The sequence below is a fragment of the Candidatus Chlorohelix allophototropha genome, assembly GCF_030389965.1.
Classification (GTDB): domain Bacteria; phylum Chloroflexota; class Chloroflexia; order Chloroheliales; family Chloroheliaceae; genus Chlorohelix; species Chlorohelix allophototropha.
Map to the genome: position 1 here is coordinate 1,468,776 of NZ_CP128399.1, position 22,170 is coordinate 1,490,945.

A 22,170-nucleotide genomic window follows, 5' to 3' on the forward strand; every position below is an offset into this window, starting at 1 on the left:
AATTGGTTAAAAAAGTGGTTAAAATAAAGCTCCAGTATTCCGGTTGGAAATTTAAAGTTTCCGCGCACAAAAAAGCACGCTACTTGGCAGAGCGTGCCGAGCATATACGTTTCTTAGAGCTTTCGCGCAGAAGGTTTTCTGGTAAGGAACTTAAGCAAATTGTCGCTATTGCAGGCTAGAATAAAGCTATTCAGTTTGCATTGTCAGAATCAGTATGATGGGTTTCCTCCGCCAGTTTGTCCAGAAGTTTATTTAAGTCTTCCATATGATAGGGTTTGGGTAGTACTTCCTTGAAACCATATTGCTTATAATCAGACATTATAGGGTCATTGGAGTAACCGCTACAAACTACCGCCGTGACATGCGGGTCTAGCTCTAACAGCTTTACCATAGTCTCCTTGCCGCCCATCCCCCCCGGAATTGTCAAGTCGAGCAGTACCACATCAAAGGGCTGACCCGCTTCGAGCGCAGCGCGATAAAGCCGATAGGCTTCTTCCCCATCTTCGGCTACCCCAACCGTATGCCCCAACCGCAACAATATGCGCCTTGCCATATTTCTCAAAAGTTCTTCATCATCCATGATTAATATTCTCATGGGCGTAGTTGAACGAGTATAGCTCATTACGGGCTTGGCAAAACTCCCCGATGTTTCTGGTTGTTGTATAGAGGCAGGCAGATAAATGGTAAAGATCGTACCCTTTCCCACCACACTTTCTACCTCGATATGTCCGCTATGTTGCCGGATGATGGAATGGCAAACTGACAAACCCAGCCCATTTCCCGATTTTTTGGTAGTAAAGTAAGGATCGAATATTTTGGACAGATTTTCAGAGTTGATGCCTGCCCCCTCATCCCGGAAGGAGATTTGTACATACGAACCCGCCTTCAGACCTAGCAGCGTGTCTTCGTCTATTTGCACGTTTCGGGCAGAGATGGTAATGATGCCTCCCTGTGGCATCGCCTGAACAGCATTCAAAACCAGATTATGAATAACCTGACCTAATTGCCCGACATCTGCTTCTATCTGGAACAAATCCTCCGGTAGTTCAAAAACCGCTTTTACATTTGTACCATGCAATATAAAACGAGTGGCTTCTTCAATTACCTGTGCGAGTGCGACGGTTTTCTTAACTGGGCGACCCCCTTTGGCAAAAGTCAAAAGCTGGATTGTCAATTCGCGAGCGCGTAGAGTGGCAGCTTGCGCCTGATCAATAAAATCATTGAGTTCTACATTTTGTTGCGATTCGCTATTTTCAAGATAATATTTACTTAAGTCCAGATACCCAGTTATGCCCGTCAACAAGTTGTTAAAATCGTGTGCCAAACCTCCCGCGAACACCCCTAGTGATTCGAGTTTTGCCGCTTTCTGTACTTCCTGTTCCAGTCTTAACTGGGAAGTGACATCGCGGAAGACTAGCACCACCCCAATAATATTGCTCTGGCGATCTCGAATGGGAGCACAACTATCCATAATAATGCGCTCCACCCCATCACGAGCTATCAACAAAGTGTTATTTTGCATCAATATTACATGCCCGGTATTAAGGGTTTCGCGCAGTGGGCTTGGACGACGCTGGCGAGTTTCTTCGTCCAAAAGGCAAAATACCTTATCAAGCGATTGTCCTATTGCCTCCGCGTGGTTCCAACCGGTCAATTCTTCCGCTATCCGATTGATAAGCGTAATACGTCCTTCTAAGTCGGTGGTGATTACAGCATCTCCGATAGAACGTAGAGTTACGGACAGACGCTCTTTTTCAGCCGCTAGAGATTGCTCAGCGTGCTTGAGTTCGGTAATATCTTGGCTTAAAACCATGCCATTGATTATTTTACCCTGCTCATCCTTGATAGGTACTGCCCTGACCAAAAACACCTGCTCGTTATAATAATCCTCGAAGGTGCTTTCAATTCCGGCAAGGGCAGCTTGGTAATGGGGCAAAAGTCGGGCAACCGCTTCGGGTGGCAACACTTCATGAATGGTCTTGCCTTCGATTACTTGGTTAGTAAAGCGGTTGGGCGCGAGTGCGCCGCCTTCCGCCACCAGATAACGCATATCCCGATCAAAGACCAGCACCGCACTATTGGGCAAATTCCGTGCTAGCAAGCGATACCGCCCCTCGCTTTGGCGCAAGGCTTCCTCCGCCTCTACCCGCTCCGTCACATCACGTCCCACATTAACCGTATAAAGCGATCTGCCGCTTGCCGGGTCGATAATTACCTGTGAAGTGGATTCGAGCCAAACGTAATGTCCATTTTTGTGGCGGTAGCGGAAAATGGCAATTGCTTTACCGGGCTTTTCCACTACTTGTTTGACTATCTCAGTAATAGGATACAATTCATCGGGATGGAATAAATCAAACATGGAACGTCCCGTTAGTTCCTCCGGTTCGTAACCCAGAATACGACGGCAAGCGGGAGAAATATATTGGAAAGTACCGTCAGGCAGGTTGGTTGAAATAATATCGAGCGAGTTTTCAGCCAACAGGCGATAGCGTTCCTCGCTTAATTGTAACGCTTCCTCCGCCTGTACCCGTTCGGTAATATCTATCGCCACGCCGCCTATCAAAGGCGGGTTGGATGAATCACGGAGGGGAAATTTATTAGTCAGCGCGTACCCCATAGAACCATCCCCCCGTATATAACGCTCTTGTACTTCAAGCGATTTATCGGTTTCAAAAACTTTCAGGTTGTCTAATCGGTACTGTTTCGCCATTTCTTCAGGGTATAATTCGAGGACAGTTTTACCTATAACCCGCTCCTTTTCATACCCGGTCATGCGGGCGAAAGGTTTGTTTACATAGCGAAACCCCCCTGCAACATCCGTTATCCAAGCGAGCATTGGGCTATTGTCCATAAAAGCTTGGAAACGCGCCTCGCTTCGGTATAGCGCTTCCTCTAACCGTTTGCGTGCGGTTATATCGTGGGAGATAGCAGAAGCTCCAATGATATTTCCAGAACTATCCCTCAACGGCGAAAGAGTTAGCGAAACATCAATATTAGTGCCGTTCTTGCACCGACGCACTGTCTCATAGTGGGCAAGATGCTCACCTTGCCGTATCGACTCCAGCAATCCAGGTATTTCATTGGTGCGATCCGGGGTAACCAGAAAATTGATAGATTTACCGATCATTTCCTCAGCGGTATAACCATACATTCTGGTTGCGCCGCCATTCCAGCTTTGAATTATTCCATCCAACGTTTTACCGATAATGGCATCCTCGGAACATTCCACGATGGAAGCCAACTGCGCCTGCGCTTGCGTGGCATTTTTGAGCGCGGTAATATCTTGAAGTTGGGATAGCATCACGGGTTCTCCGTACAGTTCTACAAACTCCACGGAAGCCAGTACGTAAATTATTTCCCCCTTCTTGCGCTTTAGAGGAATTTCAACCCCATGAACATGACCCTCTTTACGGATAATCTCTGCAAGTTGCATTCTGGTTTCAGGGGCAGCCCACATATTCAGTGCGGCAAAGGTAGAGCCGACCATTTCTTCTCTGCTATAATTTAAAAGCTCTAGGGTAGTGTTATTAACATCGAGAATACGCCCTTCCCCCCTAGTGGAAATAAGAGTCGCTACCGGGCTGGTTTGGAATATTTTGGAGAATTTTGCCTCGCTCTCCTGCAAAGCTCTCTCGATCAACTTGCGCTCGGTGACATCCCGGAAGTAAACCGAAATCCCAGCGCTTGTAGGGTAAACACTAACATCCACCCATTGTTTGATATGTTCAGAATAAATTTCAAACCCAGCCGGAATCTGCTCGGTTAAAGCTTGGCGCATATGCTGATAAGGCTGTAAACCAACCATCTGCGGAAATACATCCCAGATGCATTTGCCGAGCAACTCTTCACGGGATTTATGCCAAAGTTGTTCGGTTTTGTTATTCACATAGATAAACCGCTCTTCGGTGTCCAACGAGTAGAAAGCGTCACTGATGCTTTCCAGAATAGCCAAAGTGCGCTGAGTAACCTCTACCAAAGACTGCTCAGATGCTCTCGATACTTCTTGCGGCTGAGGACTTTCCGGTGTAACAAACTCTTTGCTAGCATCTTTCTGGAGAAAAACCAATAGAGAATCAGCGGCAGGATAAATTTGCACAGCCAGATAAGTTTGCAACGGAGAATAGTATTTCACAAAATGGGCGGAGGTCTGCTCTTGCAGAGTTTGCCGGAAGTGCTGCTCAAAGTGTGGTACGCCAAAGTGTGGCAACGCACTCCAAAAGTTTTTCCCGATTAGCTCGGCGGCGTTACACTCCAACAGGTTAGCGGCAGATTGATTGAGGTAGCAAATTTGCCAACCGGAATCTAGCATTAGAACGGCAGCTCGTAAATTATCCAACATATTAGGTAATACCATTCCGTTAGTAGCGTTGGAGTGGTTTAGAGGCGATTCTTTGTCAATCGGTTGGCGTGTATCTGGCATGGCTGTTACTCCTGCGCTGGGAGTGTAGCAAAGTTTAGTTGATTCTAATTTTTAGGTTATACATAAAGTATAGCACATACTTCCAGTCATTTATATAATCAAATGTTAATAAACAGCGCAAAGCCTTGAATATTTCTAAAAATAAAGTTCTAATAGTGTCGATAGAAGAGATCATAATAGTAATCTACTTCCAATCCGGTATGTTCGGAAATAATTTGCTCGGCAAGAGTGGGCGGGAAGTTGTTTCGCACTACTACTTCTAAATCGGCGCGGGTGGTAAACTGCCATCTACTAGGGATACGGATCAAGGAAAAGCCGTGTTCGCTCCAAAATTTTTCCACCACTTCGGCGGTTATCCCTTCGTAATAAATGCTGCGCCTTAGCCAACTTGCAAAAGTACCGTATGTAAGGTCATTATCAATAATGAAGGCGCTGCCACCCGGTTTTATCACTCGTTCCAGTTCGACCAAACCTAGCGCACAACCGGGTGCGAAGAAATACGCGAAGCGAGCATGTACCATATCCACGCTCTTATCGGGCAGGAATAGCCGCTCAGCCGAACCGGTCATAATCGAGACTCGCTCAAGTTGCATGTCTGCAATGCGCTTCATCGCGCGTAAGCGGGAAGGTCCGTGCGGTTCTATCGCAATCACATGCGAAGCATTGCGGTGAAAACGCTCTATATGATAGCCGGTGCCCGCCCCTAAATCCAAAACTATTTTACCATCCCAAAAAGAGATCGAAGCCATTGCTGCTTCGACAAGCTGGTCAGGGTCAGCCGCCCGATTCTCCAATTCATACCCATCTGGATCGCGTTGAATATTAGGCGAGATATGAACTCCGGGTAAATTATCCGTATTAAAGTTCGTCATTTTCGCAAAATTTCCGACTATAGATGATTTCTTTTAAGGAATTGCTATTTAGTAAGCTATTATACTATGAAGTAAAAAAGGCACGCCCTTTGTAGAGCGTGCCGAACATATTGCGTTTTTTATTGCTTCAAGAAGGTGGGATAATTCTTCTCAGCAAGGTCACCGATAATCGGTAATTTGACATATTTGCCGGACATCGACTGGACAATCATATAGATTACCAATCCGAAGTAGCCTAATGCCACGAAAATACCGGCGATAGAAATAATCGTCCCAATAACTGGGATAAAGCCCAGTATAGCACTGGCAATGTTCCAAGCAAAAAGCGAGGCACCCATAATAAAAGCCTGCATCGCGTTGAAGCGCACGAAGCGGTTCTGCTTCTCAATCGCGAGGATCACGATGCCACCAACCAAAGAGAAGAGGTACGCCAACAAACAGGCAATGTTGGGCTGCAAGCCGCTATTATAAGGCTCGTTGATGTTGGGTTGCCCGCCCGGAGGCGCATAGTAACCCTGCCCACCACCATACGGTGGCTGCCCATATTGCTGCGGAGGTTGCTGACCGTACTGGGGCGGCGGCGCATAGGGTTGTTGCGGCGGCGGCGCGTATGGCTGCTGCGGTTGTCCATACTGAGGCGGTTGACCATATTGCGGAGGCTGTCCGTACTGTGGTGGCTGACCATACTGCGGAGGCTGCCCATACTGGGGCGGTTGTCCGTAAGGTGGTTGCCCATTAGGCGGTTGCTGAGGAGGAGGACCTGGCGGAAACTGAGACATGGCTTTTCCTTTCCTAAAATGTTCGGAACAAACTGCTACCTATAGCATCAGTTAAAATATAAGTACTTAGATTAAAGATATCAGTTTATATTATCTGATTCTAAGGCAAAATAATAGGGGGTACTTTAATACCCTATCACACTACGATACAACCCTGTCTTTTCATTATAGGCTATCTCTGAAATTGAACTATGACCTTTGTCACTTTTGACCGGAGTCGATACTGCACTATTGATATTTCCAACAAGGGTTTGTAATTGGCAAGAATTTGCCTTGATACCCATTCACCAAAGTGCTACAATTTTCACGGTTTCTTTAAGCACCCTTTTCCAGATATATATTTTAAACTGTCCAGGAGGATGATGTGGATAATCAGAAGGTTTACCGCACCGAGCTTAACCCGCTACAATTTGTGCGTCGCAGTGCGCTTGTGTTTCCCGATAAAATTGCAGTAGTTCACGGGCAACGCCGCTACACCTATAAACAGTTTGAAGAAAGAGTCTATCGGCTGGCTAACGGATTGCGCGCTGCCGGATTGCAAAAGCACGATCGAGTTGCCTTTCTGTGTCCCAATATACCAGCCCTATTAGATGCACATTTTGGAGTACCGGCGGCAGGCGGTATTTTGGTAGCCATTAATACCCGGTTGAGCGCACCTGAAATCGGCTACATCTTGCAACACTCCGGTTCGAAATACCTTTTTGTGGATCGCGAATTGCGCGGGTTGGTGATGGACGAATATTTAGAGGGCGTACAGGTAGTAGTAGTGGAGGATACGGGCGAACCGGGCGACGGCTACGAGGATTTTCTTGCCGCTTCCTCAGCCGAGCCTACAGTTAGTTGGCTTGAGGACGAAGAAGAAACCATCTCCATTAACTATACTTCCGGCACAACCGGACGGCCCAAAGGGGTGATGTACACCTATCGCGGCGCCTTCCTGAATGCTCTGGGCGAGGTCATCGAAACCGGCATGAACTTTAACTCGGTTTATCTGTGGACACTGCCCATGTTCCATTGCAACGGTTGGTGCTTCACTTGGGCGGTTACCTCCGTTTCAGGCACACATGTTTGCTTGCGCAAGGTTGACCCTGATCTTATCTGGGATTTGTTCGAGAAGGAAGGCGTGACCCACTACAACGGCGCTCCTACCGTACAAATCAGTCTGGTCAATCACCCAAAGGCAAAACCGATGGATCGCCAAATTACCGTAACAGTGGCAGGTGCGCCACCTTCGCCCACCATTCTAGGACAATTGAAGGCACTCAACTTCCGCCCCATCCATGTGTACGGCTTGACCGAAACCTACGGACCGTTCACCATCTGCGAGTGGCATCCCGAATGGAGCGAGTTGTCATCGGAAGATCAAGCACAAAAAATGGCAAGGCAGGGGCTTAGCTATCTGACCTACGATAATGTGCGCATTGTGGATGGCGAGATGGGCGATGTTCCAGCGAACGCCGATGTAATGGGCGAAGTGGTGATGCGCGGCAACGGGGTGATGAAAGGCTATTTCGAGCAGCCCGAAGCAACTGAGGAAGCCTTCAAAGGTGGTTGGTTCCACTCCGGTGATATTGGAGTGCGCCACCCGGATGATTACATCGAACTGCGCGACCGCAAGAAAGACATTATCATTTCCGGCGGCGAGAACATTTCAACTATCGAGGTGGAACAGACTATTGCCAAACATCCGGCGGTGCTAGAAGTAGCGGTAGTGGCGATTCCGGATGAGAAGTGGGGTGAACGTCCAAAAGCCTTCGTGACACTCAAACCGGGACAGAGCGTGACAGCGCAAGAAATAATCGCTTTCTGCAAGCAGCACCTTGCCAGTTTCAAAGCGCCCGCTTCGGTTGAGTTCGGCGAACTGCCCAAAACTTCCACCGGGAAGGTGCAAAAGTTTGTGCTACGCGAGAAAGAGTGGGGCAACAAGAACAAGCGCGTGAACTAATCTTCAAAAATCTTTGTTTTGAGCGGTAGTCTAACCCACAATTTCAATAAAAATGCCCCTCTCTTATTGGGAGCAGGGGCATTTTCAATCAAACTAAATCGTGCTACCTTCTTGGTAAAATTGAAATAGTCTATTTCATATACACATAGATTACCGACTCATGGTTACTAGTAATCCCATGAAATACAATAGACCACACACCCGGCAATTGATCGTTCAGAATACTGGTATCAAGACTGATATTATTGCCATTACCACTTGAATTAACCCAACCTTTTACAGTCTTAGCGGTACCAAGCATTCTTCCGTTGGGTGCAGTAATCCAGAATCCTAAATCTTCATTAGGCGCGAAGCCGTAAATTGAGAAGTAAAGAACTGTTCCGAAATAATTACAGTTACTTGGAGACACGCTACCATAACGGGAAGCAGGTATATCTCCACAGCCATTATTCGGAGTAGGTGTCGAAGTTGGCTGCGGGGCAGGGGTTGGGGTTGGCTGCGGGGCAGGGGTTGGGGTTGGTTGCGGCACAGGGGTTGGGGTTGGTTTATTTCCTGTAGTACCACCACCGGCTTTGATTTCGTTACCCAGTAAGCCCAGTAGCACATCATAAGGTGGTTGGTTTTCAGGATGTATTTCAAAACGCGCACGCTCAAACCACTGTGATATAAAGACCTTGCCATCTGGGAACGTTTCTGTCAGCGGCTCAGAAAGTGGTAAGCCGAATAGCGCGATACTTTCAGCCAAACTCTTTCCCGCTTGTCCATCAAATTCGAGACCGTTATTGCGAAATGCTTTCAATATCTGATCGCAAACTCGGTGACCAGTTTCGGCAAAATAGAGACAATTGGATCCGGGTGACGTTGCTTTGGGAAAAGCAGTCCAGTCACGTTGCTGCTGTTTCAAGCGGTCGTCACCGAGTCGGCCCAGAAGGACATCATAAGGTCGCTGGTTTTCAGGGTGCAATTCTAGGCGAGTACGTTCGAACCATTGTGCCTGGAAATTCTGTCCTTCCACAGTTTCGAGGCGTTGTGGGGTAGTCGCGAAGCCAAAAACAGGTAAGCCACCATTTTGCTCCCAAAACTCACGAATACGACCACTGATACATTGATTCGTTTCGACAAAGCAAAGGTCATCGCTGTTTCCAAGATCAAGTAGGGGATTACCGGGCCAATAGAGTTTGAATCTGCTGGCACTAGTCGGAACCTGCCTAAAAGACATCTCAATAATGCCGCCTTTACTTAGATTAAAGTCGGATTGTACCCAATTAGCTTTAGAACCATCGTTTGCGAGTACATAAGTCTGGAGAAATACTTCTTTTAAATTCATAGGGAGCGTAGTCGAACCAGTCTTATTCTCCAGACTCACTATGACTATCTTGTAGCCATTATCCGCTTTATAACAACTGCTGCTACAATTGGTTTGGTCGGCTAATTTGACTTCCTTGAACACCAAAGTACCTATTAAGGTATTAAGTTCGCCCGGATTTGCCGCATTTACGGGGCTTGCCTGGAAACCTTCGTATGATAGCAAAGTACAAAGCAACAGAGCTATTACGCCTAGCGAGAATTTTCGTAAAACAGATGTCTTTAAGCTCATATCTGCCTCCTTTTTCAAACGATTATTTCTATTCATTCAATACGCCAAGCCCTTAATGAATTGGGTTATGCTTTTTTATCGATAAAAAGCCTGTAGGGTAGTTAGACGCATTTTCTAAGCTGGCGTGCAGGGCTGTAATGAAATAACCGTTATTTCCCTAATCCCAACTGGAAACCTTAATAATCTGACCATTCTTATCAGCAGTTAACATACTACCTGCCTCATATTGCTTTCCATTGATGGTTACTCTACCGATTGCTGTAATTTTTGTTCCATAACAAAATGGTGAACCGATAAGGGTGCCTGCTTTGAAATTTACAATAATCTTATCCGGTTGAGTAGTGTCATCTTGAACATCAACCTCAACCTTGCAAAGCTGGGTGTTCAGAGGATAAGTTTTGACAACCTCAGAATATGTAGGACCATCCGCTGGATTTCTAGTAGGAGTAGGCGGCAGCGGAGTAGCAGTTGGAGGTAGCGGGGTAGCAGTTGGAGGTACCGGAGTAGCAGTGGGCGGAAGTGGGGTAGCAGTTGGAGGTACCGGAGTGGCAGTGGGCGGAAGTGGGGTAGCGGTAGGAGGTACTGGAGTAGTTGTCGGATCACCACAAGCTGACAATAGAGCTACTAACAAAAGCAGGATACTAGCAATTACAGACACTAAATTCTTGCGACTCATATTAATAATCTTACTTTCCTAGTGCGATTAAGTTAATAATTAGCACAAACAAACTCAGGCTTTTCTTGCAGCTGATCAACCTGTCAGTATGTTCAACAATCTTGTTGTACACTAAAAATTATTTGAGCGACGGAAATCAAAAAACCTAGCTTCAATAGCCTAAAACACCCCTTCTTTTGTCGTCCATTGCTCTGCAAATACCAGAGATGTTAATTGAATCTTATCCCTATTAGTAAGCTACTTTCACTATACTCTTTAAAGTAGATTTAACATTGTAGTAAATACTACGATTATATTGTGCAAGGTTTATTAATTTTTGAAGCGGAAATTATTTTTACCGTCTGCGCTCGGAAAACTGCGTTGTATTACATCAATAAAGGAGTTTCATTTATATTGCTATAGCAAAGTTAATAAAGAAGCAGATACATTCAAGCCATGCCAACAACAGAGTAATCAGGGGAGAATATAGCGACGGGCTTTTTTCTGCCCAACTGCTCGCAATGAACCTCGTTTGACCAATATTTCAAGGTCACGCATGCCGGTGCTTTCTGATACCCCAGTGATAGCGCGATACTCGCGATTGGTGATGCTGCCCTGCGTATGGACATGTTGCATTGCTGCTTTCAACCGCTCGTCTATATCGGCATAAATCGCCGGGTTTATCGCCCCTGTTCCTTTAATAGCTTGAGTGACTGTTTCAGGCAAAGAGTTTAAACTTCCTATTTCTATACCAGTCTCACTTTTATTGAAAGCAGGGGTAGTATTAGCAACTATGGGATATGTAGGTTGAACTAGTTCGGAGGTAGGTGAGGACACAGCAGAGCGAAAGGTTACAACCAGTTCGCCCATTTCGCGAAACTCCGGGTCGGGCAAGCGGTGTTCGCGCATCTCGTTTATCATCAAGCGCACCCCGCTACCGATGGTTTCGACATAACCGGGAATATCGCGTAACAACCCGGCGATAACCGGATTACGCAGTCGCGAAGGAGCTAAACCGTGCGACAACATCTCAAGGGTGATGCCCGGTAGCAGTTCACCGGGGCTATGCACCTCCAAGCGGGTGGGATAATAGAAAAGGCGCACCGATTCGCCGGGGTGGCTGTAGTCGCGATGAATCAGAGCGTTGACCGTTGCCTCGCGCAATGCCAGTGATGAATATTCAGGCACATCCACATGCCGGAAACCTTCACCTCTACTCTGCGTCACCGGCATGTGACGCTTCAACCAGCCTTCCACCTCTTGAATCAGAACTGGTAATGAACCACGAAAGATTTTCCGATCTTTGTAAGCGCGCACACCCAGTTCATCCCCGTATAGAACACAGGTTACGATAGATTGGAGTAGAAATTGCTGTGGCTCGAAGCCGAAAAATAGCAAACCCGCATTGGTAGGTATATAGCGGTCACCTTCTTTTATAGCACACTTAAGACCCACTAATGCATCTTCCAAGTTTCGGAAGCGATTCGCCCTTCCTATCAAACTCTGTTCGCCACGCCGCGCCAGAAAATCCTCGATGCGCTGACGATCAAGGTCTTCAAGGGTTGCACCCTCTGCCGGGCTAAGTTCCCAGCGCAAAACGCCCCGACTATACAGGCGGTTCGAAATTTCCTCTATAGAATGAGGGACGGTGTGGGTGCCGCGCCGCACCCAGAAAACGCCACCCGCTTGATAAACCGGAGCTTTGCTGGCAGGCACATAAGCTACCACCACATTTTTATCTTGTAGGCTGAATATTTGCGGTTCGGGAGGCTCGAATACAAGCGGCGGTTGGCACATCCGGGCAGCGCGTAGCAGCACGTCAATTGCTTCGCCGTTATCCTTCACACCTCGAATCGCCAGCGTTCCATCCTCTACCCCTAGCACAATCCAACCGCCTTTAGCATTAGCCAACCCGCACAACCGCTCTGCCAAATCGTTGGGGCGCGGTGGCGCTATTTTCAGTTCAAGGGTGGAACTCTCACCGGCGGCTATCAACGCTGCAAGAGTGGCTGCATCCAGATTTTCGCTCATTTTATCCCAATTACGGTTATGATGGTTATCTTACTGATGGTTATGACGGTTATGGTGGTTATTATAGCAGAGCGGCGCAATTATTCCTCATCCGAGTAGGGCAAGCTGTTAGAGCTTTTCAGCAAGTAATGATATTTGCCGTCCGGATTGGTATAAGCCGAATAATTTATCCCTGCGTTATTTTGAGCGCGTCCCGTGGGTCGCGATGAAACCGGCTTGTCGGTAGAGCGCAACATTTTGACCAGAAAGGCCGGGCGATCGCGTACTCTTTCGGCGCTATCAACGTAATCCATCCAGCTTTCCACCGTTTTAAGGCTGGTATGCTGGCTGATTTCGCGAGCGACTTCCGGCGAAACTCCGTAATCAACCAGCAATTGCTCCACCACCGCCTGTTTGGGGTGGTTGTTTTGATTCAGTTTATTTGGGTTGTCTTTCTCTGTACGGGGTCTAAAGTTTTGACTCCGGAGGTCTAGATCTTGTGGGTCGGGGTCTAAAATTTGTGCCTTGAGGTCTAAATTATAGACTTCAGGGTCTAAATCTTGTACCTTGGGGTCTAAAGTTTTGACCCCTGCTGGTTTGCGGTTATGTCTGATTTTGCGCTCTTCCGGTTCGATACATTCATCTGTATCAATCGGTTGGGCGGTTTCTACCATACGGAGGCAGTAATATTTTTTGATGCGGGCGAGGTCACGGGCGTCTACCTCTTCCAAAATAAAGCCGTCTTCGATGGCTTGTTTCAAGCCATTGCGTACCGATTGTTCGCTGAGGCGTGTGCCTAAATCCATACGCGAACCATCGGTGCGCTTGCGCCCGTAAATAAATTCGTCAATGGTGATGCGGCGTTTGATGCCGAATTCTTGGAAACCCCAAGTGTGCCTGAGAATATATTCTACTACTTTGAGTTCGGCTAGGCTGTTGATACGGGCGGTAATGTCCGTCCAGTTGTTGGGCATGCGGAAATAATTGCTTTCCGGTCGTGAGAAACCTGCAAACTCGAATTTATCGGACGGAGAATCGCCATTATCGGGTTGTTCTGTTGTTGAACGCTTGCCCATATAACCTTGCCAGAACCTGTCTTTCAGCTAAACCTACCAATTTACCGGGTAAAAAAGAGATATCTTAATAAACTACCGGAGATAGGTGGATGGAACAAGCTTGACATGCGACATGGGCAGGGTATAATAGAAGGACAAAGGTTTGCATGCCCACATCGGGTAAAATTCAAGCCAGCCGCATCGGGTAATCCCCCCGGCTATACGCTAAACTTTGAAAAGGACAACCTCTCGCCGCCAAGCATACGAGGTTGTTTTTATTTTGGTTTCAGTCGCCGCTTTCCAACCGCTCTAAATCCTGTCGCAATAGCGTTATCAATTCTTCGCGGCTTAACGGCTTTTCTTTTCCATTGCCTCCCCACCGACGGATGATTTCAAGATCCGCCAGTTTTATAGAGGGTTTCGGTTCGTTCTCTGGTTCTTCGCTCAGACCGGGCAAAATGGGTTGCTCGTTCTGTTTAGGCTGCTCTTTCTGCACAAGCTTTGAATTGTGACTGCTCAATTCGCCACCGCCGCGCCGTTGCGCCTTAACGCCCCGGTAGCCTTTTAGCAATTTTATGGCTTCGCTGCTGGAAGGCTTGCGCCCTAACTGCGTTTCTAATGTGCGAATTGCTTCTGCTGCTACACGCTGACGTTCTCGCGGAATGCGAGAAAGTTCTCGCACTACCCCTACCCCGTAGCTGAGTTCGCCGCCCGGTTCAATATTGTGAATAAAATCACTAAGAGTAGCCTGAGCTACAAATTGTGAATTATCTAACAAACTATCGGTGGTCTGATGCAACAAAATTCGGCGTGCTTCTGGGTCAAGATTCTCCGCAATAGAGATGCGTTCGGCTACATAAACCCTGCCAGCCTCGCCGCTTTTGCCCAATCGCTGTGCGATTTCCGCTTGAGTCATATTGAATTCCGAGGCGAGCAAGTGATAGCTTTCGCCCTCTTCCCACGGAGCAAGTGCGCGCCGTTGTACGTTCTCGGTAATGGCGTTGAGCAACGAACCTTGCGGGTCGGTTTCGCTCAAAATCAGTACCGGCACTAGCTTTTTGCCAAGTTCGCGTGCGGCGGTAAGGCGACGTTGTCCGGCGATAAGGGTATAACGGGTATCAGCGTTTGGTGCGGCGGGTTTTTCGCGCATAACCAACAACGGCTGGAGTATCCCCTGCGCTTCGATACTGGCTTTCAATTCTTCCAACGCCACGCGGTCGAGGGTTTTACGAGGCTGGCGTGGGTTTGGGTCTATCAGGTCAGAGCGAATCCAAGTAAGCCTGCCGGTGGGCGCTTCGTCCGCGCCTACGTCTTGCTGCCACAACTCGCGCCGTGTTCCGGCAGTATTGGAATTGTTGTTGCGTTTCGCTGTCATCCCCACCACTAAATTAATCTAAACCAGCCAGTTTTACCGCCTGTATAATAGTATGTTCGCTGATTTTGCTTTCGTCTTTTTGCGCGCCTAGCACTAATGCGTGGAAACCGATTTTGCAAATGTTACGCGGTATCCCATCGCTATAGCGCACGAAAGCCTCCAGCGCGCCTTCATCGAAAATGACATTTACGTTGCCACCCACTACCTGAAGCCGGAAATTTACCAAATCCATAACTTCGGACGCACCAAGCTTATTAAGATAACTGTGAGTCACAACGCGCTGCCAGAGGTTTCCACGTCGTTTGATTATGTCAATCAACTCGGTTTGACCGAACAAGACAACCTGTAGTAACTTTTCTTCGCCCCGCTCAAAATTGCCGAGGTGACGTATGTATTCCAGAGCTTCTTTTCGCAAGCTTTGTGCTTCATCTATTAGTAGTACAATGTTGTTAAGCTTTAGCTGGGTTTCTTCCAGAATGAACGCCTGCAACTGATCCTGCATACGGCTCACCTGATTGCTGACCGGGTCTAGCCCGAACTCGCGTACAATGGTGGAGAAAACCTGACTCGGTGTGCCGCTGGGATTACCTACATATGCAACCTTGTAGCCTTCGGTTATAGCGATGCGGTCGTACAGAAACTTGGCGGTGGTGCTTTTGCCCGCGCCGACTTCACCATACACCGCTGCAAGACCCTGTCGTTCTCTCAGTACTACCGAGACGGCGTTAATCGCTTGCAGGTATTGCCCCTTCTGCATAAAGAAGCGCAGGCTAGTGCCGGTAATAGGGAAGGGGTTTTCAGTCAAGCCCCAATGGAAAAATTCTTTCCCCACCCGGTCGAGTGGCTCCATACGTTGGGTTAGTGAAAACCTGCTAAGCTGGGTCATTTCAGATTAAAACCTTTTTTGATACAATAAACGGTATGCTGTTGATATATGTCGCTTTCATGATGATTATAACCTATCGAGTCAAAAAATTGGTCATTTTTCTCATGACAGGTGAAAAATTTATGCCGAAATTTCTTGCTCATGTGTAACTTTGCTGGTAATTGTTCACCATCTTGAAAAACACATGTAAATTCTGGGAGTATTTAGGTTGACAGGTCAGTGCAAGAGTTCTAAAATATAGAGAGTGAATGGCTATCCTTGATACTGATTACTCAATTACTGAACAACATTTGATCGCGTCCCGCGGGTCGCGACGCGCATAACTAACCCGGTAGAGAACCCCTCCATCCGGTAAAGGACAAAACAGTGCCAGCACGCGAAGCAATGAACAGATGTATAGCCAGCGCGAACCAGAAGGGTGGTGTAGGAAAAACCACTACATTGGTAAACCTTGCGGCTGAAATGGCGAGTCGTGATTTTAAGGTACTGATTATAGACACCGATCCGCAGGAAGCCAGCGCCAGTTTGCGCTTGTTGGGATCGCGGAAATACAACCGTACTTTGGTAGATGTGTTGCAAGACGAGGCAAAACCGGAGGATACTATTATCCCGGTGACGAAAAATCTTGACTTGCTACCAAGCGATGCACGCCTGTCGGTGTGGGAACTGAATGCGCTGAACGAAATGGGACGCGAGTTTCTCTTTCGCCGCGCTCTTTCCGATTTCGTAAAGACTTACGATTATACTTTTATCGATTGTCCGCCTACGCTTGGCTTGATTGTTACAAATTCTCTGATGCTGGCGCGAGAAATTATCGTGCCGGTCAGTCCACAGGAACTGAGCGTGGTGGGTCTAACCCAATTCTCAAATACAGTGCAAGCTATTCGCACTACGCTGAACCATGAAAACTTGCGTGTGCTTGGCTATCTGCTCAATAATGTACCTGCACGTGGCAACGTTTATACTGCTGTAAAGAATGCCGTTCGCAAACAGCTTGGCACATTGGTTTTCAAAACCGAAATACCGAGCAGTAGTGTTATCCCACAGGCGGAACTAATGCATCAACCGCTCTTGGCGCACGACCCGCGTCACAAAATAACCGAGCTATATTCCGCACTGGCGGAGGAGGTGATTGCGCGTGGCAAGCGCTAAAAAACCCCGCTTTAATGTCGATAGCCTGACCACTATTATGTCAGGCGTGGCTGCTGAGGAGAGTTTGCCCGATGTGCGGACGCTCGACCTTGAGTTCCTATTTATAGGAGACCAACCACGCCAATTGCTCGGGCTGGTAGATGAGTTTGAGAACGAGCAGGCGCGGGCGGACTGGATTCTTCCGGTTCATCAATTCCTCGACCATCTTAAAGCCAGCGCGCAGCAGGATGAAAAATCTGTAGCAGCAACCAGCCTCATTGACCTTGAGAATATGGCGCAGAGTATTCGTGAGCATGGCGTGTTGCAGCCCGTCTTGGTGCGTTATCAGGAAAGCGAAGATCGCTATATTCTCACCGACGGTCATCGTCGCGCTCTTGCCTCGGTGCTTGCTGGAAATACCCGGATTGAAGCGAAAATCAAACGTGTTTGGACTTCACACGAAATTCTTTCTGAGCAACTAATCGCCAATCTGCAACGAAAAGATTTGACCGCTCTTGAACTGGCGCGGGCGATTTCACAACTTCGAGAGCTATATGCCGGTCAACTAAAAGAAACCGAACCAAACATTCATCCCAACCAACTTGCTGCTAGAGTGTGGGACAGGTTGGAGGCAAGTTTGGGTATCGGGCGTAGGCAGCTGCAACGCTTGATGCAGGTTAACGAATTCCTTAAAGCGTTAGACCCAGAACTGGCAGACCTTGCCTCGGATTTGAAGGAAAGGCAATTCCGCCCGCTCTTTCGCTTATCTACCGAGACGCAACCGCTGGCTCTTACGCTAGTTGCCCTAAATAAAGAGAAATCTTTGCAGGATATTGAACATTTGGTTGAGCGCAGTCTAAGTGGCGCGAACATCTTGAAAATAGCCAGAGAAATGGGTTGGTCGTTACCCACCTCTCCAACTCCGACACCCCCTCCCAAATCTTCAATTCCCGACATCGCGCTTGATGCAGAGGAAGAAGAAGAAGAAGAGTTGAAAGCGGTAAATGTTAAGAATGTGCTTTCGGCTCTGAAGCGCATGCCGCGCCAATCTGAAGCTCTCTTGCGCCGTCTCGAAGAAGAGCTTGCGATTGCCCCTGAGAATGAAAGAAAGAAACGGCTCTATCGCATCGAGGAAATCGAGCAGGAAGCCTTTAAGCTCAGTCGCAGGCTTGCCGAAATCCGCAAAAAATATATTAATCCCCTCTAATAAAATGACCGCGACCCACGGGACGCGGTCAAATCTTTATATCAGTTTCACGTGTAACGTGTAACAGAACTTACTTGAGCGCGAACTCGGCGACAAGCTCAGGCTTGTCGTTGGAAGCGTAAAAAATCAGGGCGCGTGGCAGGCTCTTTGCGGAATCGCTCACCAGATAATACAAAACTCCGCTGACCTTATCCTTGCCTGCGCCTTTGGTGGCGGTTTCAAACTGGAACGGATCGAAGCGATCTTTGGCTTCCAGTGTGTATGGTCCTGAAGTATAAACACGCCCGCTGCTATCCCGCAAGTAAAACGGGTAGCTTTTTACAAAATCGCTCACATCGCCACTCCCCGTATTCTCCAGCGTAATTTTGACCGACTCATAATGATAACCTGTGGGTATTATGCTGGGCTTTGCGCTGATAGCTGCTTGGTATTGGGTTACTGTCAGAGCAAAATTGCCTAGCAAATAACGTTGATTAAATGCTACTCCGGTAAGCGGAGTAGGAGAAGGCAACGCAATAGGTGTAGGGGTTGCAGGGAGTGTGGTAGCGGTGGGTGAGGCAGGAAGGGTTGCCGTTGCTGCGGGTGTAGGCGTGCTCAATGCTATCACCACCGTTTCCGTAGCTGCCAACACCGGAGTAAAGGTTGGCGGTTGCGGTGTATTAGTTGCGACAGGTGATGACGTAGCGGTGGGTTTTGGCAGAGCAGTATTAGTTGGCTTGATGCTTGGCGCAGGTGTTGCAGCTGGTAAGAATAAACTTACCTCAACCGAATTGCCCTCGTCCGGCGAACCTTGTGGGGTATAAACTACCCGGCGTAAGCTAGTGCCGTCTTCCATCTCAAAGGTTAGCCAGCAAAAGCGGCTTTCACCGGGTAGCAGCCGTTTTAAATCTAGCGCGGGGACGCGCCCATTTTGAACCGGAGTAAGAAAGCGGTTACGGCTATCGATGCCTTGATAAAGTTCAAGATTGGTTGCCAACGGTTGGTTATAGGTATTCTCCAACAACAACCAGACTCCTTCAAAATGTTTACCGGGTGAGGGTGTACCCGCGCCTTCCAATGAGAAATTGGTGGAGCGGTTGTCATAGCTGGAGAAGGTTAGATTGACCCCATTGAGTTGAGCGCGCTCATTTTGTACCAACTTGAGGTTAAGGAAGGGCGATACGGTGGGGGCAGGAGTAGGCGGAATAGTGGTAACGACGCGCGTGTCGGTAGTTTCGGCGACTGCAAGGGCAGTGGTACGTATCGTCGTTGTCGTTTCGCTGTTAGTAGTTGTATCGGTACGTACCGCGCCAACTACTCCCGATTTGCCGCTGTTAGCCATATAAATGATTGCCATTACCGCTACCAAAACAAGTAACAACACCCCTGCCAAAACCGTAGCGCTCGGTCTGCGCTTGCGAGGCTGGAGTTTTTCGTCAAGGTAAGGCTGAGTCAGAAGCTTTCGCATATCTTCTGATTCTTGCACTCCGAATGATAAATCGGTATCGGAAGCAAGCCTGATCGCCCGCTTTTTCGATTTGCTATCACCTTCTTCCAACTCGTTGAAAAGTGAATCAACCGGGTCGGCAGGTTTACTTTCTAGCTGAATTTTCAGGGTTTCAATACCGCGCAATGCTTGCGGGTTAGTAGGATTGATTTCCAGCACTCGTTGTAGCGCCTGATATGCCTGACGCGGGGGCAAAGTGGCAGCTAAATAAACCCAGCCTTCTTCGCCGGATGGGTTTGCCTGCACTGCCCCGGTGAACAAACGCCGCGCTTCACCGATACGCCCTGATTCGAGCGATTTCCTACCACTTTCGAGCCACTCTTTATAGTCGTTCATTACAACATAACTCTACCATCCGTTAAAATTATCGCTTTGGTCTGAAAGTTACTTGACATATCAAGATTCTAACATAGCTGCTATAGCCCTGCAAGAGTCGATTAATTGAGTGGCAGGCAAAGAGACGAAGGGTTATTTATCCAGGTCAATTTCTTCCATTCCGACTACATTGATGTCTCTCGTTTTATCAGGAGTTTTGGAACCGTTAGCTGTGTTTTGAGGATTATTAGAGGATTTTGGAATTTCCAACCGTTTGTCGGTTTCGGCAGCCAGTCGCGCTGCTCGGTAGCGATAGGTTTGCTTGCTTAAATCTACGTTGGGATCAAATAGACAAACCCGATCTTTGCCTGTATCTTTCGCGCGGTACATTGCTGCATCGGCATATTCAAATAATAATTCCGCGCTTTGTGCATCAGTAGGAAAGCTAGAAATCCCGATGCTCATTGTTACCATCGCATTCGCCCCAATGATAACCTCATCCGCTTCGAGCGGCAATTTTATTTCACGCGCGGAGATTCTGAGCCGTTCCGCCATTATGCCCGCTTCCTCGGAACCGGTATCTGCCAGAAGAATACACATTTCATCTCCGCCATAGCGAAAAGGAGTGTCTCCAGCCCGGCAGTTATGACGAATTAGCTGCCCCATTTTTGAAAGAAGGATGTCGCCTTTGGTGTGACCAAAAACATCGTTAAACCATTTCAAACGATCAAGGTCAATCATGACGAGGCTAAGGGGGCGACGATGCCGTTCAGCGCGCCGCATCTCTTTGTCGATTCGCTCCCAGAACTCCAGTTTGTTGTATAGCCCGGTTAACGAGTCGGTACGTGCCAATTGCTTGATGTCCTCAAAAATAGAGGCACGTTCCACCGCAACCCCGACTTGCTTACATATCCCATTTGCGAGCATATAATCTGTTTCTGAAAAAACAGCGGAATCTAAACAGCCTAAATGCAAAACCCCGTAAATAATGTCTTGCGCTTTGATAACTTGGCAGATCGATGATTTGAAGTTTCCTGCATTTTGAACTACCGGGCACACCGCCTCATTAATATATTCGGCTTTATCCTGCTCATATGCTTGAAAAGAGTTACATAGTTCAAAAGGAATACCAGAAAGGCTTGTGCGATCACTGTTAAAATTTTGCCGATATTCGTTGGAGTCAACCACACGTACGCCCTCTACATCATCGGGTTCAAAGTAGCTGACCAATTTAAGAACCCCTGATATAGGGTCTAATGTGTGGATAGCGCCAATATCAAATTTTATATAGTTGACCGTTTCCAGCAGCGTTCGTCGGTATATCTCTTCAATGTTGCTCAATTCGCTGATTGCATCAATAATGCCCTGTAGGCTTTCCAAGCGCCTGATTTGGTTTAATATCAAGTTATTTTCTACTGGAAACTCAAGGTTAGCCCCTTTATTTTCTTTAACATTCAAGCCATTATCTACTAGCTTAAGCAGTGCGGATAATTGCGTGGTTAACGTTACCGCCCCTTCTTTATCCACTTCATCGAAATCCCCGGTTTTGCTGTTTATCACGACCAGCACGCCTTTGAGTTCCTCCTGAAATATTAGAGGAACTGCCATTTCGGATAATATCGGTGGAATATTTTGACGGGAAGAAACCACTTGCCTGCTGATAAAAGCGCGTACCATCGTAGAATTGCTATCGTCCGTACTGACATTGCCTCCAAAGCTGGCTAAATCTAGATTATTACTCGAAATTAACTCAGGAAAAAGTGGCACAAGCGTTTTCTCATCGGCAGAAATATTAAAAATTATCGCACTTTCAACATCTAGCGCTTTAGCAATAATTTTAATGGCAACTTTAACTATATTGCCTTTTTCTTCGAAGCGTGGGAATAAACCCGCAAGCTGTTGGGTAGCTAGAAGGAATGTATGATAACGGTTGTCCGTTCCTTTTTCTTTTCCTTGCATAATACCTTTGATAGCTTGTTATGAACGAATCAATCGGCTATCCTGATAATTGGAGTAATTCAGTCCTACTCCCAGCACTCTATATATAGACAGACGTTTATGCCAGACGAGAGTATAGTGAGGTTATTTTAGCAGAAACAGTGCCTTATTTTGCTATGTATAATACATCAATTATTAATAAATATAAACATTGAACGGATAATAATTAGCGCGCCATATGAATTGCTTGATACATATTATTAGGATAAATAAACGCATCCTATTAAAAAGCCGGGGTAAAGGAAGCTTTTTCGATCTTATTTGAACTAAGAATTGGGTTTTTGCCCGATTTATCCCCCGAAATTGAGAAGATACAAATAAACTATCAATAAATTAATCTTTATGATTATAGTTGAACCTACTAATTTAATTAATTACAATATTGCTTTAATAAAAAAGCCGGATTTATACAATCCGGCTTCCACAAAATATTCTGGTT

14 protein-coding genes are annotated in these 22,170 nt (G+C 47.2%); 3 read left to right on the plus strand and 11 right to left on the minus strand.

Annotated features, from left to right (window positions below; all coding sequences use genetic code 11):
- Nucleotides 1-190: 190 nt before the first annotated feature.
- The 3 genes from OZ401_RS06150 to OZ401_RS06160 all read right to left on the minus strand — a co-directional run bounded on the left by OZ401_RS06150 (nt 191) and on the right by OZ401_RS06160 (nt 6,071).
- Entirely contained in the window at nt 191-4,420 is a 4,230-nt protein-coding gene (locus tag OZ401_RS06150) for a PAS domain S-box protein (RefSeq protein ID WP_341469831.1), read from the minus strand.
- A 149-nt stretch (nt 4,421-4,569) separates the two neighbouring features.
- Nucleotides 4,570-5,292: a class I SAM-dependent methyltransferase gene (locus OZ401_RS06155; protein ID WP_341469832.1), complete on the minus strand. Its 723-nt coding sequence runs from the start codon at nt 5,290-5,292 to the stop codon at nt 4,570-4,572.
- Between the two features lie 119 nt (nt 5,293-5,411).
- Nucleotides 5,412-6,071, minus strand: coding sequence for a DUF4870 domain-containing protein (locus OZ401_RS06160; protein ID WP_341469833.1), 660 nt, complete (start codon nt 6,069-6,071; stop codon nt 5,412-5,414).
- Between the two features lie 364 nt (nt 6,072-6,435).
- On the opposite strand from OZ401_RS06160, the gene OZ401_RS06165 reads away from it, so the two are divergent.
- Nucleotides 6,436-8,016 (plus strand): acyl--CoA ligase family protein, encoded by a 1,581-nt coding sequence (locus tag OZ401_RS06165; protein WP_341469834.1) that lies wholly within the window; start codon nt 6,436-6,438, stop codon nt 8,014-8,016.
- 130 nt (nt 8,017-8,146) lie between these two features.
- Here the strand turns inward: OZ401_RS06165 and OZ401_RS06170 are convergent, their stop codons facing one another.
- From OZ401_RS06170 to OZ401_RS06195, 6 genes are all read right to left on the minus strand, one after another.
- Nucleotides 8,147-9,613 carry a hypothetical protein gene (locus OZ401_RS06170; RefSeq protein WP_341469835.1) on the minus strand — a complete coding sequence of 489 codons (1,467 nt, stop codon included), beginning with the start codon at nt 9,611-9,613 and terminating at the stop codon, nt 8,147-8,149.
- Between the two features lie 157 nt (nt 9,614-9,770).
- The gene (locus OZ401_RS06175) at nt 9,771-10,289 is read right to left on the minus strand and encodes a hypothetical protein (protein ID WP_341469836.1); all 519 of its coding nucleotides are present in this window, start codon (nt 10,287-10,289) and stop codon (nt 9,771-9,773) included.
- A 453-nt stretch (nt 10,290-10,742) separates the two neighbouring features.
- Nucleotides 10,743-12,299 carry an ATP-binding protein gene (locus OZ401_RS06180; protein WP_341469837.1) on the minus strand — a complete coding sequence of 519 codons (1,557 nt, stop codon included), beginning with the start codon at nt 12,297-12,299 and terminating at the stop codon, nt 10,743-10,745.
- 80 nt (nt 12,300-12,379) lie between these two features.
- Nucleotides 12,380-13,354 carry a hypothetical protein gene (locus OZ401_RS06185; RefSeq protein ID WP_341467351.1) on the minus strand — a complete coding sequence of 325 codons (975 nt, stop codon included), beginning with the start codon at nt 13,352-13,354 and terminating at the stop codon, nt 12,380-12,382.
- A gap of 265 nt (nt 13,355-13,619) precedes the next feature.
- Nucleotides 13,620-14,708, minus strand: a complete 1,089-nt coding sequence (locus tag OZ401_RS06190; RefSeq protein ID WP_341467352.1) for a ParB/RepB/Spo0J family partition protein — start codon at nt 14,706-14,708, stop codon at nt 13,620-13,622.
- A 13-nt stretch (nt 14,709-14,721) separates the two neighbouring features.
- Complete coding sequence (locus OZ401_RS06195) at nt 14,722-15,594, minus strand: ExeA family protein (protein ID WP_341467353.1); 873 nt, start codon at nt 15,592-15,594, stop codon at nt 14,722-14,724.
- A gap of 366 nt (nt 15,595-15,960) precedes the next feature.
- Between OZ401_RS06195 and OZ401_RS06200 the strand changes: the two genes are divergently transcribed.
- Nucleotides 15,961-16,746: a ParA family protein gene (locus tag OZ401_RS06200; protein ID WP_341467354.1), complete on the plus strand. Its 786-nt coding sequence runs from the start codon at nt 15,961-15,963 to the stop codon at nt 16,744-16,746.
- Entirely contained in the window at nt 16,733-17,932 is a 1,200-nt protein-coding gene (locus tag OZ401_RS06205) for a ParB/RepB/Spo0J family partition protein (protein WP_341467355.1), read from the plus strand. The genes OZ401_RS06200 and OZ401_RS06205 overlap by 14 nt, the downstream gene beginning before the upstream one ends.
- Before the next feature lie 70 nt (nt 17,933-18,002).
- On the opposite strand, the gene OZ401_RS06210 is transcribed toward OZ401_RS06205, so the two are convergent.
- Both OZ401_RS06210 and OZ401_RS06215 read right to left on the minus strand, forming a co-directional pair.
- Nucleotides 18,003-19,754 carry a tetratricopeptide repeat protein gene (locus OZ401_RS06210; RefSeq protein ID WP_341467356.1) on the minus strand — a complete coding sequence of 584 codons (1,752 nt, stop codon included), beginning with the start codon at nt 19,752-19,754 and terminating at the stop codon, nt 18,003-18,005.
- Nucleotides 19,755-19,886: 132 nt separating this feature from the next.
- Nucleotides 19,887-21,692 carry a diguanylate cyclase gene (locus OZ401_RS06215; protein ID WP_341467357.1) on the minus strand — a complete coding sequence of 602 codons (1,806 nt, stop codon included), beginning with the start codon at nt 21,690-21,692 and terminating at the stop codon, nt 19,887-19,889.
- Between the last annotated feature and the right edge of the window lie 478 nt (nt 21,693-22,170).